Origin of the sequence: Paenibacillus sp. 7523-1 (assembly GCF_002276415.1) — a bacterium.
GTDB lineage: Bacteria > Bacillota > Bacilli > Paenibacillales > Paenibacillaceae > Paenibacillus > Paenibacillus illinoisensis_A.
This window is the reverse complement of record NZ_NPBR01000031.1, coordinates 14,141-27,219: the sequence shown is the minus strand read 5'-3', so window position 1 is coordinate 27,219 and position 13,079 is coordinate 14,141. Positions and strand designations below refer to the sequence as shown.

Annotated in this window: 12 protein-coding genes; 2 read left to right on the top strand and 10 right to left on the bottom strand. The window is 45.1% G+C overall.

What is annotated here, in order from left to right; translation table 11 throughout:
- Positions 1 to 107: 107 nt before the first annotated feature.
- From CHH60_RS27970 to rpmH, 10 genes are all read right to left on the bottom strand, one after another.
- Complete coding sequence (locus CHH60_RS27970; RefSeq protein WP_095362185.1) at positions 108 to 953, bottom strand: ParB/RepB/Spo0J family partition protein; 846 nt, start codon at positions 951 to 953, stop codon at positions 108 to 110.
- On the bottom strand, positions 946 to 1,707 hold the full coding sequence (locus CHH60_RS27965) for a ParA family protein (protein WP_095293506.1): 762 nt from the start codon (positions 1,705 to 1,707) through the stop codon (positions 946 to 948). Before CHH60_RS27965 ends, CHH60_RS27970 begins: the two co-directional genes overlap by 8 nt.
- Before the next feature lie 186 nt (positions 1,708 to 1,893).
- The gene (noc, locus tag CHH60_RS27960) at positions 1,894 to 2,712 is read right to left on the bottom strand and encodes a nucleoid occlusion protein (RefSeq protein ID WP_095362184.1); all 819 of its coding nucleotides are present in this window, start codon (positions 2,710 to 2,712) and stop codon (positions 1,894 to 1,896) included.
- 494 nt (positions 2,713 to 3,206) lie between these two features.
- Positions 3,207 to 3,932 carry a 16S rRNA (guanine(527)-N(7))-methyltransferase RsmG gene (gene rsmG, locus CHH60_RS27955; protein WP_095362183.1) on the bottom strand — a complete coding sequence of 242 codons (726 nt, stop codon included), beginning with the start codon at positions 3,930 to 3,932 and terminating at the stop codon, positions 3,207 to 3,209.
- Positions 3,932 to 5,821, bottom strand: coding sequence for a tRNA uridine-5-carboxymethylaminomethyl(34) synthesis enzyme MnmG (gene mnmG / locus CHH60_RS27950; RefSeq protein ID WP_095362182.1), 1,890 nt, complete (start codon positions 5,819 to 5,821; stop codon positions 3,932 to 3,934). Before mnmG ends, rsmG begins: the two co-directional genes overlap by 1 nt.
- 215 nt (positions 5,822 to 6,036) lie before the next feature.
- Positions 6,037 to 7,413 (bottom strand): tRNA uridine-5-carboxymethylaminomethyl(34) synthesis GTPase MnmE, encoded by a 1,377-nt coding sequence (mnmE, locus tag CHH60_RS27945; RefSeq protein ID WP_095362181.1) that lies wholly within the window; start codon positions 7,411 to 7,413, stop codon positions 6,037 to 6,039.
- A gap of 148 nt (positions 7,414 to 7,561) precedes the next feature.
- A complete protein-coding gene (gene jag, locus CHH60_RS27940) occupies positions 7,562 to 8,263 on the bottom strand; it encodes an RNA-binding cell elongation regulator Jag/EloR (RefSeq protein WP_095362180.1) in 702 nt (233 codons plus the stop codon).
- A complete protein-coding gene (locus CHH60_RS27935; RefSeq protein WP_095362179.1) occupies positions 8,260 to 9,138 on the bottom strand; it encodes a YidC/Oxa1 family membrane protein insertase in 879 nt (292 codons plus the stop codon). The genes jag and CHH60_RS27935 overlap by 4 nt, the downstream gene beginning before the upstream one ends.
- A gap of 74 nt (positions 9,139 to 9,212) precedes the next feature.
- Positions 9,213 to 9,563: a ribonuclease P protein component gene (gene rnpA / locus CHH60_RS27930; RefSeq protein WP_095362178.1), complete on the bottom strand. Its 351-nt coding sequence runs from the start codon at positions 9,561 to 9,563 to the stop codon at positions 9,213 to 9,215.
- 280 nt (positions 9,564 to 9,843) lie between these two features.
- Positions 9,844 to 9,978: a 50S ribosomal protein L34 gene (gene rpmH / locus CHH60_RS27925; protein WP_024629517.1), complete on the bottom strand. Its 135-nt coding sequence runs from the start codon at positions 9,976 to 9,978 to the stop codon at positions 9,844 to 9,846.
- An 802-nt stretch (positions 9,979 to 10,780) separates the two neighbouring features.
- On the opposite strand from rpmH, the gene CHH60_RS27915 reads away from it, so the two are divergent.
- Both CHH60_RS27915 and CHH60_RS27910 read left to right on the top strand, forming a co-directional pair.
- A complete protein-coding gene (locus tag CHH60_RS27915; RefSeq protein WP_095362176.1) occupies positions 10,781 to 11,455 on the top strand; it encodes a GntR family transcriptional regulator in 675 nt (224 codons plus the stop codon).
- Positions 11,456 to 11,665: 210 nt separating this feature from the next.
- Positions 11,666 to 13,027 (top strand): GntP family permease, encoded by a 1,362-nt coding sequence (locus CHH60_RS27910; RefSeq protein ID WP_095362175.1) that lies wholly within the window; start codon positions 11,666 to 11,668, stop codon positions 13,025 to 13,027.
- Positions 13,028 to 13,079 lie beyond the last annotated feature (52 nt).

The following is a 13,079-nucleotide window of genomic DNA, read 5'->3' as shown; positions in this document are numbered from 1 at the left end:
AACACCTTTACAGAAAAAATAATGACATATCGTTTCTCCATCGTACAGAGGCGATATGTCATCAGATGAAAAAGCCCCGCGTGTTGTAAGTTAATCTACAGGATTGTCTATTGCAGCAGTTCCAACAATCGCTCCAGATCCTGTTTGCTGTAGTAGTTGAGCTCGATTTTGCCTTTATCTTTGTTGTGCTTTATCTTCACTGTTGTTTTGAAACGCTCACGCAAGGATTCCTCCACCGTATCAATGAATGGATCCTTTTTCTTGAGTTTGGATTTGGCCTTGGCTTCACCCGTCTTGGAACGATCCAGCTGCTGTACCGCTTCTTCCAGTTCACGGACACTCCATTGTTGGTCAATGGTTTGTTTGGCCAGCTGTTTCACCATATCCTGATCCTTCACACCGACTATGGCGCGTGCATGACCCATGGACAATGTTCCACGTGAAACATGGTCTTTCACTTCATCCGGTAACGAAAGCAAACGCAAGAAGTTCGCAATGTGAGAACGGGATTTCCCCACTTTGACAGATAACTCTTCCTGTGTAAGCGAGAACTGATCCATCAGGCCTTGATAGGCTACAGCCACTTCCATCGCGTTGAGATTTTCCCGTTGCAAATTCTCAATCAGAGCGATTTCCATGACCTGCTGATCACTAAAATTACGAACGACTGCAGGCACTGTTGCATTACCGCAATATTGAGAAGCTCTAAACCGCCGTTCCCCGGCAATAATCTCATAACCTCTCAGTACAGTACGTACGATAATTGGCTGTATCACACCGTGTTGGCGTATGGACTCTGCCAGTTCATGAATCGCATCCTCATCAAATACCTTACGTGGCTGATAAGGGTTTGCCCGCAACTGGGCAATTGGAATTTCTACAACCTTGTCATCGTCATTTATTGAAAGCGATGGAATGAGGGCATCCAGACCTTTTCCGAGCCGCTTACTCATACGATATCACTTCCTTTGCGAGCTCTAAATACACTTCTGCTCCTCGTGAACGGGGATCATACGTAATAATGGACTGCCCATGCGAAGGTGCTTCACTAAGGCGCACATTACGCGGAATAATCGTTTGATACACCTTTTGTTGAAAATACTTCTTCACTTCTTCAATCACCTGGATCCCCAGGTTCGTACGGGCATCAAACATGGTGAGCAGCACTCCCTCTATTTGCAGAGAGGTATTCAAATGTTTCTGCACGAGGCGAACCGTGTTAAGCAGTTGGCTCAGCCCTTCAAGTGCGTAGTACTCACACTGGATCGGAATGATCACCGAGTCGGAAGCGGTTAACGAGTTGATCGTTAACATGCCAAGAGATGGTGGGCAATCGATCAGTATGTAATCATAGTTTTTTTTCACCATGGCGAGTGATTTTTTTAAACGAACTTCACGTGATATGGTGGATACCAACTCAATCTCGGCTCCGGCAAGTTGAATCGTTGCAGGGATAATATGAAGCCCTTCAATTTGGGTTTCCACAATGGCTTCCTGAGGATGTACTTCATTAATGATGACATCATATATACAATTGGCCACATCTGCTTTGTTGATTCCGACTCCACTAGTCGTATTTCCCTGAGGGTCAATATCGACAAGCAGTACCCTTTTCCCGAGTGAAGCCAGTCCTGCACCCAAGTTAACAGATGTCGTCGTTTTCCCCACACCGCCCTTTTGATTTGCTACGGCCATAATCTTAGACAATTACTTCACCTCAAATAAAATAGGAGTCTTTTCTTGTAGGTTGTGAGATACAGTTAACTAAAAGCAGGTGGCTATCGTCCACACAAACAACAACTACCGTTCCGTTCTTCAAGCACGTTCTTCAATACAGACTTCAACCAGCTCTATAGACAGAAAAAGCGGCCCCATTGCCGCCTTAAGCTTCAACTATTTGCGTTTAGGAATATGAATGACGATCTCATAATGATCTTCGTGATCTGCTTCTTTTGTTTTGATATCCATACCGGAACCAGATACCATATCAATGGATTGGCGAATCGTATTTAGCGCGAGTCTGACATCTTTGGTAAATGAGATGCGTTTGGACTTTTTAATTTTGGAAGCTTCCTTGTAAAAGGCAACCCTTGCTTCGGTTTGTTTTACGTTCAGCTCTTTTTCAATAATCTCGCCGAGCAATTTCATTTGCAGTTCTTCCGAGTCCAGTGAAAGCAAAGCCCTTGCATGACGTTCGGAAATTTTCCGTTCCATCAGTGCAGTCTTAATCCCTTCCGGCAGTTGTAACAAACGAATTTTATTGGCAATGGTTGATTGGCTTTTGCCTAATCGCTGTGCAAGACTCTCTTGCGTCAATTGGTGAAGATCAATCAACTTTTGATAAGCAACCGCTTCTTCAATAGCCGTGAGCCCTTCACGCTGTAGGTTCTCAATCAAGGCAATGGAAGCAGCCTGAGAGTCATTAAATTCGCGCACTATGGCTGGAATATGATCTAGTCCCAGTTTTCGAACTGCACGCCAACGACGTTCCCCGGCAATAATCTCATATGATCCATTCCGCACACGGACAACAATGGGTTGAATGACTCCATGGGTTTTGATTGTCTGCAACAACTCATCAATTTTATCATCGTCAAAAATCGTACGAGGTTGATAAGGGCTGCTTACTATTTCACCTACCGGAATTTGTTTCACTTCATCTCCGTTATTGCGCTCCGCCAAACCAAACAACTTCGAAAATTGTTCTTTCATTCCGTATATTACCACCTAGTTTCGTAATAGCTCCCGCAGCAGTGCAGGTGCTTCCTATTCTATATACGACCCCTCATATGTTGTCGTTCTTCGAATAAGTTTTCTTTCTACATCACGTTCTGATGAAATGTCTATACTTTTTGCCAAATCTATTTATATATAATCTATGATCTCTGATACACAGGATCGGCTACTTCTATTCTATCATCTTTTCTATCATAATCCTATTCTAACCTATTCTTTAAACCCTCCTAATTTTCCTGCTTTTCCTCCGAGCTTCTTGTCGGTTTTACCCTCGATTTCTCCTTTTTTTTATCTGCTTAATTTTGAAATGATACCCGCTTTGTAATATGTATCTGAAATGAAAAAAAGGATGTTTCACGTGAAACATCCTCTTCGATATTTTTCTAGTCTGACTTACTAATTGGCACGACTAATTACTTTATAATCCGCCCATAAAGTAAGCAAAGTTTATGGGTTTACCCAACATTGATTTACTGTACCAATGGTGTCTTGAGTGGAGTACCCGGTTTACGAGGATATTTGTGAGGCGTTTTATCAAACTTTTGTATCAAGATGATATGACGCGCCGACTCTTCAACTGGCAGCTGGAATGGATGAACTGCTTTTACCCGTCCTCTCAGCTGGTTAAAGCTAAATTCTGCTTCCTTCATTTCTTCACGAGGATCTCCGCCTTTCATTGCGGCAAACATCCCACCTTTGCGAACAAAAGGCAAGCAGAATTCATTCAGCACTGCCAGCTTAGCTACTGCGCGCGCAGTAACCAGATCGTAGCTGTCCCGATATCCTTCTTTGCGCCCCAGCTCCTCTGCCCGGCCATGAATTAATTCAACCTCGGTTAGACCGAGTGTATCCACGACATGCTGCAGAAAGCCAATGCGTTTGTTGAGCGAATCAATAATGGTCAGCTTCATATGCGGGAAGCATATCTTGAGCGGAATACCGGGAAAGCCTGCTCCAGATCCAATATCCGCAAGCTTTTCCACTTTGGTCATATCCGTATAGAAGGCCAGAGATACCGAGTCATAAAAATGCTTCGTATACACCTGTTCCCGTTCCGTGATCCCTGTCAGGTTCATCTTTTCATTCCAGGAAACCAGCTGCTGAAAATACAGTTCGAACTGCTCCAGCTGAAGTTCATCAAGATCCAAACCATGCTCTTTCAATCGAAGCTGCAATTGCTGTTGAATATCGTCCATTATTGTCCCCTTGCTGCGGTTACACGGTTATAATGCTCCAAGTAGACGAGCAGAATGGAAATGTCCGCAGGAGTTACCCCAGCAATCCGGGAAGCCTGCCCAATTGAAATGGGACGGATCTTGGATAGTTTTTGCTTCGCTTCCATAGCCAGACCATGAACATCATTGTACTCAATCGTATCCGGAATTTTCTTTTTCTCCATCTTTTGCAAACGTTCCACGTGGATCAATTGTTTCTCAATATAACCTGCATATTTAATTTGAATCTCTACTTGTTCCTTCATATCTGCTGTCAGTTCCACCTCAGAAGGTGAGACCTGTTCAACCCATTCATACGTAAGTTCCGGACGACGCAATAGGGTAAGCAGTGTGCTTCCATCCTGAATTGGAGTCGAGCCAAACTCTTCAAGCTTCGGATTCACATCCACAGGACGTGCCTTTGCTGCTTTTAGTCGTTCAACTTCTGCATCTACTTTAGCCTTCTTGTCGAGGAATTTAGCATAACGCTCTTCTGAAACCAGACCAATATCATGACCAATTTCAGTCAAACGCAGATCTGCGTTATCATGGCGAAGCAGCAAACGATACTCGGCACGTGATGTGAGCAAACGATAAGGCTCATTTGTTCCCTTCGTCACCAGATCATCAATCAACACGCCAATATAGCCTTGGGAACGATCCAAAATAACAGGCTCTTTGCCTTGTACTTTGCGTGCTGCATTAATTCCAGCCATAATCCCCTGTCCTGCGGCTTCTTCATACCCGGAAGTACCATTGATTTGTCCGGCCGTGAACAGACCTGGCAGACGTTTTGTTTCAAGTGATGGCCAGAGCTGTGTAGGTACCATCGCATCGTATTCAATGGCATATCCATTACGCATCATTTCCACTTTTTCCATTCCGGGAATCGAGCGAAGGACGGCAAGCTGAACATCCTCCGGCAGGCTGGTAGACAGTCCTTGTACATAATACTCGGAAGTATTTTTGCCTTCTGGCTCCAGGAAGATCTGATGTTTCGGCTTATCGCTGAAACGAACAATTTTGTCTTCAATGGATGGGCAGTAACGCGGTCCCGTACCTTCAATGACACCCGAGAACATCGGTGCACGATGCAGGTTATCATTAATAATCTGATGGGTTTCAACAGAAGTGTAGGTCAACCAACATGGCAGCTGTTCATTTTCAGAAGACTCTGTCTCATACGAAAAGAACTTCGGCTCATCATCGCCAGGCTGAATTTCCGTTTTGCTGAAATCAATTGTATCCTTATGCACACGAGGTGGCGTACCTGTTTTGAAACGAACCAGATCGAATCCAAGTTCCCGCAAATGCTCGGACAATTTGAGTGAAGGCTGTTGGTTGTTCGGTCCGCTTTCGTACATCAATTCACCCATAATGACTTTACCGCGCAGATAAGTGCCTGTAGTCAAAACAACAGCTTGGGCACGATACTCTGTACCCGTCTGAGTCACGACCCCCACACATTTCCCGTCTTCGACGATCAAGCGATCCACCATGCCTTGACGCATAGTGAGGTTGCGCTCATTCTCCATCGTTTCTTTCATTTTATGCTGATAAGAGAACTTGTCTGCCTGAGCACGCAGAGCGTGAACCGCAGGACCTTTCCCTGTGTTGAGCATTCTCATCTGAATAAACGTCTTATCGATATTCCGTCCCATCTCACCGCCAAGCGCATCAATTTCGCGCACAACATGTCCTTTAGCCGGTCCCCCAATGGATGGGTTACAAGGCATAAAGGCCACCATATCCAGATTTATTGTAATCATCAGTGTTTTGGAACCCATACGGGCTGCAGCCAATGCTGATTCCACACCCGCATGTCCCGCACCAACGACAATTACATCATAGCTGCCGCCATCAAAAGCCATTCTTGTTTACCTCCTTATGCCGCAGCACGTTTGAATCCCATGCCCACGGTCTATTGAAAAAAATTGAATGCTCTCCCTATTCGGCCAGGGGACATTCCGATCTATATCAAGCCATCAAGTCTGTGATTCCTACAGACGTCATTGCCATGCTGACCATTCACAAGAAATGGACTTCATTATCATACTACTTTTCACAGGAAGTATGTTTGTTCATTTTACTTTCCTAGACAGAACTGGGAGAAAATCTGGTCAATCAATGCATCATGTGCTGTATCGCCCACAATCTCACCAAGGTGCTCCCACGCCAGACGTACATCAATCTGAATCATGTCAATTGGAATGAGCTGTTCAGCGGCCTCATATGCGTCAATCAGGGACTGTTTTGCCTTTTTGAGCAAAGCAATATGACGCACATTGCTGACATACGTCAAGTCAGCCGATTCCAGCTTGCCGCTGAAGAACAAGGTGGAAATGGCATCTTCCAGACGATCAACACCCAGATCATCCTTCACTGACATCGGAACAAGGCGCTCTTCCGGAATGTAGCGAAGCAAAATGTCGCGGTCTGCCTGCGGAGCTAAGTCCATTTTATTCATAATGATAATTGATTGTCTACCGCGGATTTGTTCCAGTAATTCGATCTCATCCTCATGCAATGGTTCTGCCGCATTGATCACCATCAACAACAGATCTGCCTCTGCTACTGCGGAGCGGGACCGTTCTACCCCGATTCTCTCGACAACGTCCATCGTTTCCCGAATGCCGGCTGTATCCAGCAGCTTGAGCGGTATGTTGTTAATCGTTACAAATTCCTCAATGACGTCACGTGTTGTTCCCGGAATATCCGTTACAATAGCCCGATTATCCTGAGCGAGTGCATTCAGCAAAGAGGATTTCCCTACGTTAGGTCGCCCTACAATCGCCGTCGTAATTCCTTCACGTAGTATCTTGCCCTGTTCTGCCGTTACCAGCAATTTATCAATTTCAGTCATGACCAGACTGGATTTTTCTTTAATAAAATCAGCAGTTAAGGACTCCACATCATGCTCGGGATAGTCAATGTTCACTTCGATATGAGCCAGCGTTTCCACCAGCGTATGTCTCAGATCACGCAGTTTGGACGAGAGCTTTCCCTCCACTTGTTTGAGTGCTACCGAGAATGCTCTATCCGACTTGGAACGAATGAGATCCATAACGCCTTCCGCCTGTGAGAGGTCGATTCGTCCATTCAGGAAAGCACGCTTCGTGAATTCACCCGGCTCTGCAAGGCGAATATTGAGCTGAAGTAGGAGATCCAGAACCCGCTTCACTGAGACTACTCCACCATGAGCACTAATCTCAACCACATCTTCTGTCGTAAACGAACGAGGTGCCCGCATTACCGTAACCAGTACTTCTTCAATCTTCTCCCCACTGCCAGGTTCAATGATATGACCGTAGTGAACTGTATGAGATGCTGCTTGGGTCAAAGGGGTTTTACTGCGGAAAATTTTCTCCGTCTCCGATACTGCATCCGGACCGCTGACCCGGATAACTGCTATGCCCGCTTCCCCAACAGCCGTGGATATCGCTGTGATCGTATCACTGATCATCGTTATCTCTCCCTGCTCTATTTTAAAATGGTTGTCCTTACGGATCACATGTGAATTTCACTTGATAAGTTCTCACCAATATACTTATCTACGAAAAAAGCAATGGCTTCTGCACCGGGCAGGAAGCCATTGCGTCTTCAATTTCGTGTTATTTCGTCATGATGACCACACGTCGATTGGGCTCTTCGCCCTTGCTGTACGTCTTAATCTGCGGGTGGTTTTGCAGTTTCGCATGAATGACTTTGCGTTCGAGTGGAGGCATCGGCTCCAGAACAACTTCCTTGCCAGAACGAATCGCTTGTCCAGCCAGACGTTCAGCCAGATCCTCAAGCGTCTTCCGGCGGCGTTGACGGAAATTCTCCGCATCCAGTACAATTCGAACGAAACTTTCCGAATAACGGTTAGCTACAATGTTCGTTAGATATTGAAGTGCATCCAGCGTCTGTCCACGTCTGCCAATAATCATGCCAAGATCTTCCCCGGCAATATTGAAGATATGTCCATCCCGCTGCTTTTTGATATCCACTTCAACATCCAGTCCCATACCTGCTGCTACTTCTTTTAAGAAAGCAGCCGCTTCCTCATAGGGATTTTTAGCTGCGACATCCTCAAGTTTAGCTTCAACCTGAGGTACATGTGCGGCCGGTTCGACCCGATGTGGTACAGCTTCGGGCACAGGCAGAAGTTTCACTTCAACTTTCGCCGCCTTTACCCCGATCAAACCCAGGAATCCTTTTGACGGCTGCTCTAACACTTGTATCTCGACCTTGTCCCGGCTCACGCCAAGCTCAGCCAATCCTTGGTTTACAGCATCTTCAACGGTTTTTCCTGACGCAATGACTTTGGTCATTTCGATTTTTTGGCCCCTTTCGACCCTTTTCCAGAGACGGTTGCCTTGCCACCGTTTTTGCGTTTAGCTCCATTTTTGGAGGAACTATTCTGCTTCACGTTGACTTCAGCCACGACTTTATCATTATTCCGGTAAAGGAAATAGTTTTGCACGATCGTGTAGATGTTACTGTAGAACCAGTACAGCGGAAGTGCTGACGGGAACTGGTAGGACATCACGAAGATCAAGATAGGGTAAACCCACAGCATGAACTGCATTGGTCCAACCTGTTGTGCAGGATTCATACGCATCATCATCCATGTTTGTACGAATGTTGTGATGGCAGCCAGCACAGGCAGTATAAACAGGTGATCCGGTTCCCCGAGCTGGAGCCACAAGAAATCATGGGTTCTCAGACTGGAGTTTCCGTAAATTGAGTTATAAAGTGCGATGTAAATCGGCATCTGAATGATAAGCGGTAGACAACCCGCCATCGGATTAACTTTGTTCTCCTGAAACAACTTCATCGTTTCTTGCTGAACTTTCTCAGGTGTATCTTTATACTTGGCTTGAATCTCCTTCAACTGCGGCTGAATTGCCTGCATGGCTTTGGAGCTGCGGACCTGCTTCATTGTTAGTGGCAAAATCAACGTCCGCACAATCAGCACCATGACTAGGACAGCTAGTCCATATTCACCGTTAAACCAGTTGGCGAATGTATCGAGCGCCAGTGAGAACCAGTACACAACATTGCTTTGCCAGAATGAGCCACTATTCTTCAGATCTTCCGTAGTAACCCCGGCTCCTTGTGGAGTACATCCGGCGAGTACAGTGACCATTGCAATGACTGCAATGAGGAGAATCCACTTCCCCTTTGATGTCTTCAATCGCGACACTTCATAACCCCTCTCTTAACCATTCCATTCCACCGTAAATCATACCATAATTAGGAGGACAAATAAACCGAAGCTTACCGTTTGTTAGGCTTAAGAAGAGCCGCTTTACGCATGACGTGCAGCAGACTTTTCTCCATTTCCTGATAGGTCATGTCCAGCGCACCTTTTCTCACGATAAAGATCAGGTCCATCTGTGTGACAATCTCATTTTCATGGTGCCTTATAATTTCCTTAATCATGCGTCTCATCCGGTTTCGTACGACAGCGTTTCCGATTTTCTTGCTGCATGATACACCTACTCGGAATTGCTCCGTATCTTTACGGCGGCAGCCATACACCACAAATTGATGATTGGCAAAAGATTTCCCATACCGGTATACGCGGCTAAAGTCCGCCCGGTTTCGCAAACGCAGTCTTTTATACACGGCGCTTCTCCTTGCTGTTCTCCACCATCCATATTGACGGAGGCCTCATTACTGATTTAGTATAGGCTTTCTTGAATAACGGTAAACTGTTCTAACGACAACTTCATTATATATAAGGAAACTTTTTTAAAAATTTCGTGACGGATTAGAGCCTTCTTCAATAAAGAAATAGACACTTACGCCCTTTTTCGCAGCCAATTCAGACCCGATCTATATCAGCATCCAGTCTGAAATGACTCATTTAAGAAAAAAAAGACCACCTCGGTGGTCTTCTCATGCATTAAGCACTCAGGACTTTACGGCCTTTCAGGCGACGTGCAGCCAAAACTTTACGGCCGTTGCTCGTGCTCATTCTTTTCCGGAAACCATGAACTTTTTTACGTTTGCTTACGTTCGGTTTGAATGTAGGTCTCAATGTATTGCACCTCCTTACAAGGAAATACTTATGTGATGAATCATTTTCATCTTCACAGAAAACACCTTTATACATTTAACCACGTACACCTGGAAAAGTCAACTCTAACCCACTTCGCTTCTCCCTCTTTTTATAACCCTTTCCAGCCTGCCCCTCAGAGCTCGTAACACTTATGCAGATTTTGATTTGAACAAAATAATTTTTGAAGCGAAAAAAGTTATCCCCAACAAGCCTCGATCTGTCACTTTATCCATCACTCCAACGGTTATCCACACCCCGATTTGGACCTCTCGCTCGTCTCTTACTCTCCACTTCATTAACCAGAAGTTATTCACATGTGGATAACGAATTCAATTTGTTTTTATTCGTATCGCAGCTTTCCTTTATACATCATTTTCCTTCTACTGAAGGCGACGAATTCTCTAATTATTTTCTCAACTTATGTAGCACATTTATTGAATATTGGACCTTGGTTAAAATTTAATGTATCCGCTTTAATTTGAAGGTTTACAAGCTTTCAAGAAAGGTGTAGGATAAAAATCACATCTTGTATACAAGTATACCTAAGTATTCATGAAGAGAATATTGCATTACTTAACACTCTTTTTGATTTACAAAAGTACTGAACTTCGGCTCTTTGAAAACGGTATTAGGAAAGTAAGTTAAGGACTTCCACTTCTTAATCAGGCAGCATGCAAACTGTAAAAAGGTTATGCTATGATCAGTGTACAGGTCCACCTGAGATGGATTACCGAGTACTGGACCTAGAGAACTGATTACTTGAATAGGAGCGTTAGCCATTATGTTGTTTCCTTCTTCCTGGCTGCAGGGAGCTTCCCGCGGGGAAGCCATCGCCTGCGAATTAAGGCTGCGCATCATCAGTGGAACCCTGCGTCCTGGAGAGATTTTGTCTGAAAATCGAATTGCCGCTGATTTTGACAGCAGTCGTTCACCTGTCCGCGAAGCCCTAAGAACACTGTCGAATGAAGGACTGATTCGGCTTGAACGGATGGGTGTCGTTGTTCTTGGACTGAAAATCAAGGATGTTGAAGAGCTGTACGACGTCCGTTTTTTAATTGAAAGCTTTGTCCAGCAGCGACTAGCAGGGTCTGTTCCCGAGCAGTTGATTACTTCGCTTCGTAATATACTGGACAAAATGGAGCTGGCAGGTCGACATCAGGATGCCGTTGAGTTTGCTTTTCAGGATCTGACTTTCCATGAGACCATTATTGAGTCAGCTGAGCATTCCCGTATTTCACATTTATGGAGAAGCATTCGTTATGTGGTCATGACAGTTATGCTGCTAACAACCCGCAGGGTGTTTGATCAGGGCGATCCAAAAGTAAGCGCTGTAATTCAAAAACACCGATTGCTGATTGAAGCACTAGAGTCAGGTGACAAAGCATCCATTCAGGCCGGCGTGCGTACCTACTTTCAAGATTCCGGCAAAACCCTGCATGAGAGCTTCGACTCCTGATAATGTCAGAAAGTTTCTGTTTTCGACTTTGGTTTAAATAATGACCACTGTCTGCAATCACATCCAATTGGATGGATTGTCATCTAAGTTGTCGACAAGTATACAAAATGCGATTTAGTTTCAATTTTTGGGCATATTAAAGGGAGACAAACTTCCCTGACGGAAAATTCACTTGTAAGCGTTTATATTCAATACAAAGGAGCATACATCATGAGCACTCTTTTTGGACTATCCCATAATGCAACATTGTTGGTGTGGACATTGATTGCGATCGTATTTCTGATCGTGTTGATCTCCAAATATAAATGGAATCCCTTCGTTACCCTTTTAATATCCGCTTTAATGCTTGGTCTTCTTGCCGGTATGAAACCCGCCGATGTGATCTCTTCCATTACAGGTGGACTCGGCGGTACGCTTGGAACCATAGCCATTGTCATCGGGCTTGGCACGATGCTGGGTAAGATGATGGCTGAATCCGGCGGTGCCGAGCGCATTGCAACTACATTGGTCGATCGCTTTGGTGTTAAACGTGTGCACTGGGCCATGATGATCGTTGGATTTATCGTAGGTATCCCTGTCTTCTTCGAAGTTGGCGTGATTCTGCTGATTCCGATCATTTTCACCGTTGCACGTAAAACCAATATGTCTCTTCTGCAGATCGGGATTCCAATTTTGGCCGGTCTGTCGACTGTACATGGTCTGGTTCCACCACATCCGGCTCCTATGATCGCTATTGATGCATTCAACGCCGATTTGGGGAAAACCATTTTGTACTCCCTTATTGTAGGTATTCCGACCGCGATTATCGCAGGTCCTTTGTTCGGTAAGTTTATCGGCAAAAGAATACACACGGAACCACCAGCGGAGCTGGCAGAGCAGTTCGCAACGAAGAAAAACACCAATCTTCCAGGGTTCGGCATTACCCTGTTTACGATTTTGCTGCCAGTCATCCTTATGCTAATTGGCTCCATTGCCAATATCGTAGATCCCAATGCCACAAGTGCCTTTACGGTCTTTTGTGAGTTTATCGGGCATGAGATTATTGCCCTGTTGATATCCGTTGTGTTTGCCCTCTTTTCGCTCGGTTTCGCACGGGGATTTACCAAACACGACATTTCCCGTTTCACCAGTGAATGTCTGGCGCCTACGGCGACCATCATCCTCATTATTGGTGGGGGCGGTGCGTTTAAACAGGTCTTAATTAATAGCGGTGTCGGCAATGCGATTGCAGAAGTTGCCACTCACGCCAATATCAACGTCATCTTGTTTGCTTGGCTGGTTGCTGCACTGATCCGGGTAGCTACAGGCTCGGCAACGGTTGCTATGACAACGGCTGCCGGTATCGTTGCTCCGGTTCTTGCATTGACTCCGGGAGCAAATATTGAGCTGGTTGTACTTGCTACTGGTGCTGGATCACTTGTATTGTCCCATGTGAATGACGCGGGCTTCTGGATGATTAAAGAGTTCTTTAATATGAGCGTCTCCCAGACACTGAAAACGTGGACCGTTATGGAAACACTACTATCCGTTGTCGGACTGATCTTTATTTTGCTGCTGAGTACCGTGATCTAAGAAAAGATTGCATTTATTAGAAGCTAAATTTTACTGTATCAAGGGAAAGAAG

Coding starts and splice junctions, on each gene's coding strand:
- CHH60_RS27970 (WP_095362185.1), bottom strand. CDS start 953: ATGAGTAAGCGGCTCGGAAAAGGTCTGGATGCCCTCATTCCATCGCTT.
- noc (WP_095362184.1), bottom strand. CDS start 2,712: ATGAAAGAACAATTTTCGAAGTTGTTTGGTTTGGCGGAGCGCAATAAC.
- rsmG (WP_095362183.1), bottom strand. CDS start 3,932: ATGGACGATATTCAACAGCAATTGCAGCTTCGATTGAAAGAGCATGGT.
- mnmG (WP_095362182.1), bottom strand. CDS start 5,821: ATGGCTTTTGATGGCGGCAGCTATGATGTAATTGTCGTTGGTGCGGGA.
- mnmE (WP_095362181.1), bottom strand. CDS start 7,413: ATGATCAGTGATACGATCACAGCGATATCCACGGCTGTTGGGGAAGCG.
- jag (WP_095362180.1), bottom strand. CDS start 8,263: ATGACCAAAGTCATTGCGTCAGGAAAAACCGTTGAAGATGCTGTAAAC.
- CHH60_RS27915 (WP_095362176.1), top strand. CDS start 10,781: ATGTTGTTTCCTTCTTCCTGGCTGCAGGGAGCTTCCCGCGGGGAAGCC.
- CHH60_RS27910 (WP_095362175.1), top strand. CDS start 11,666: ATGAGCACTCTTTTTGGACTATCCCATAATGCAACATTGTTGGTGTGG.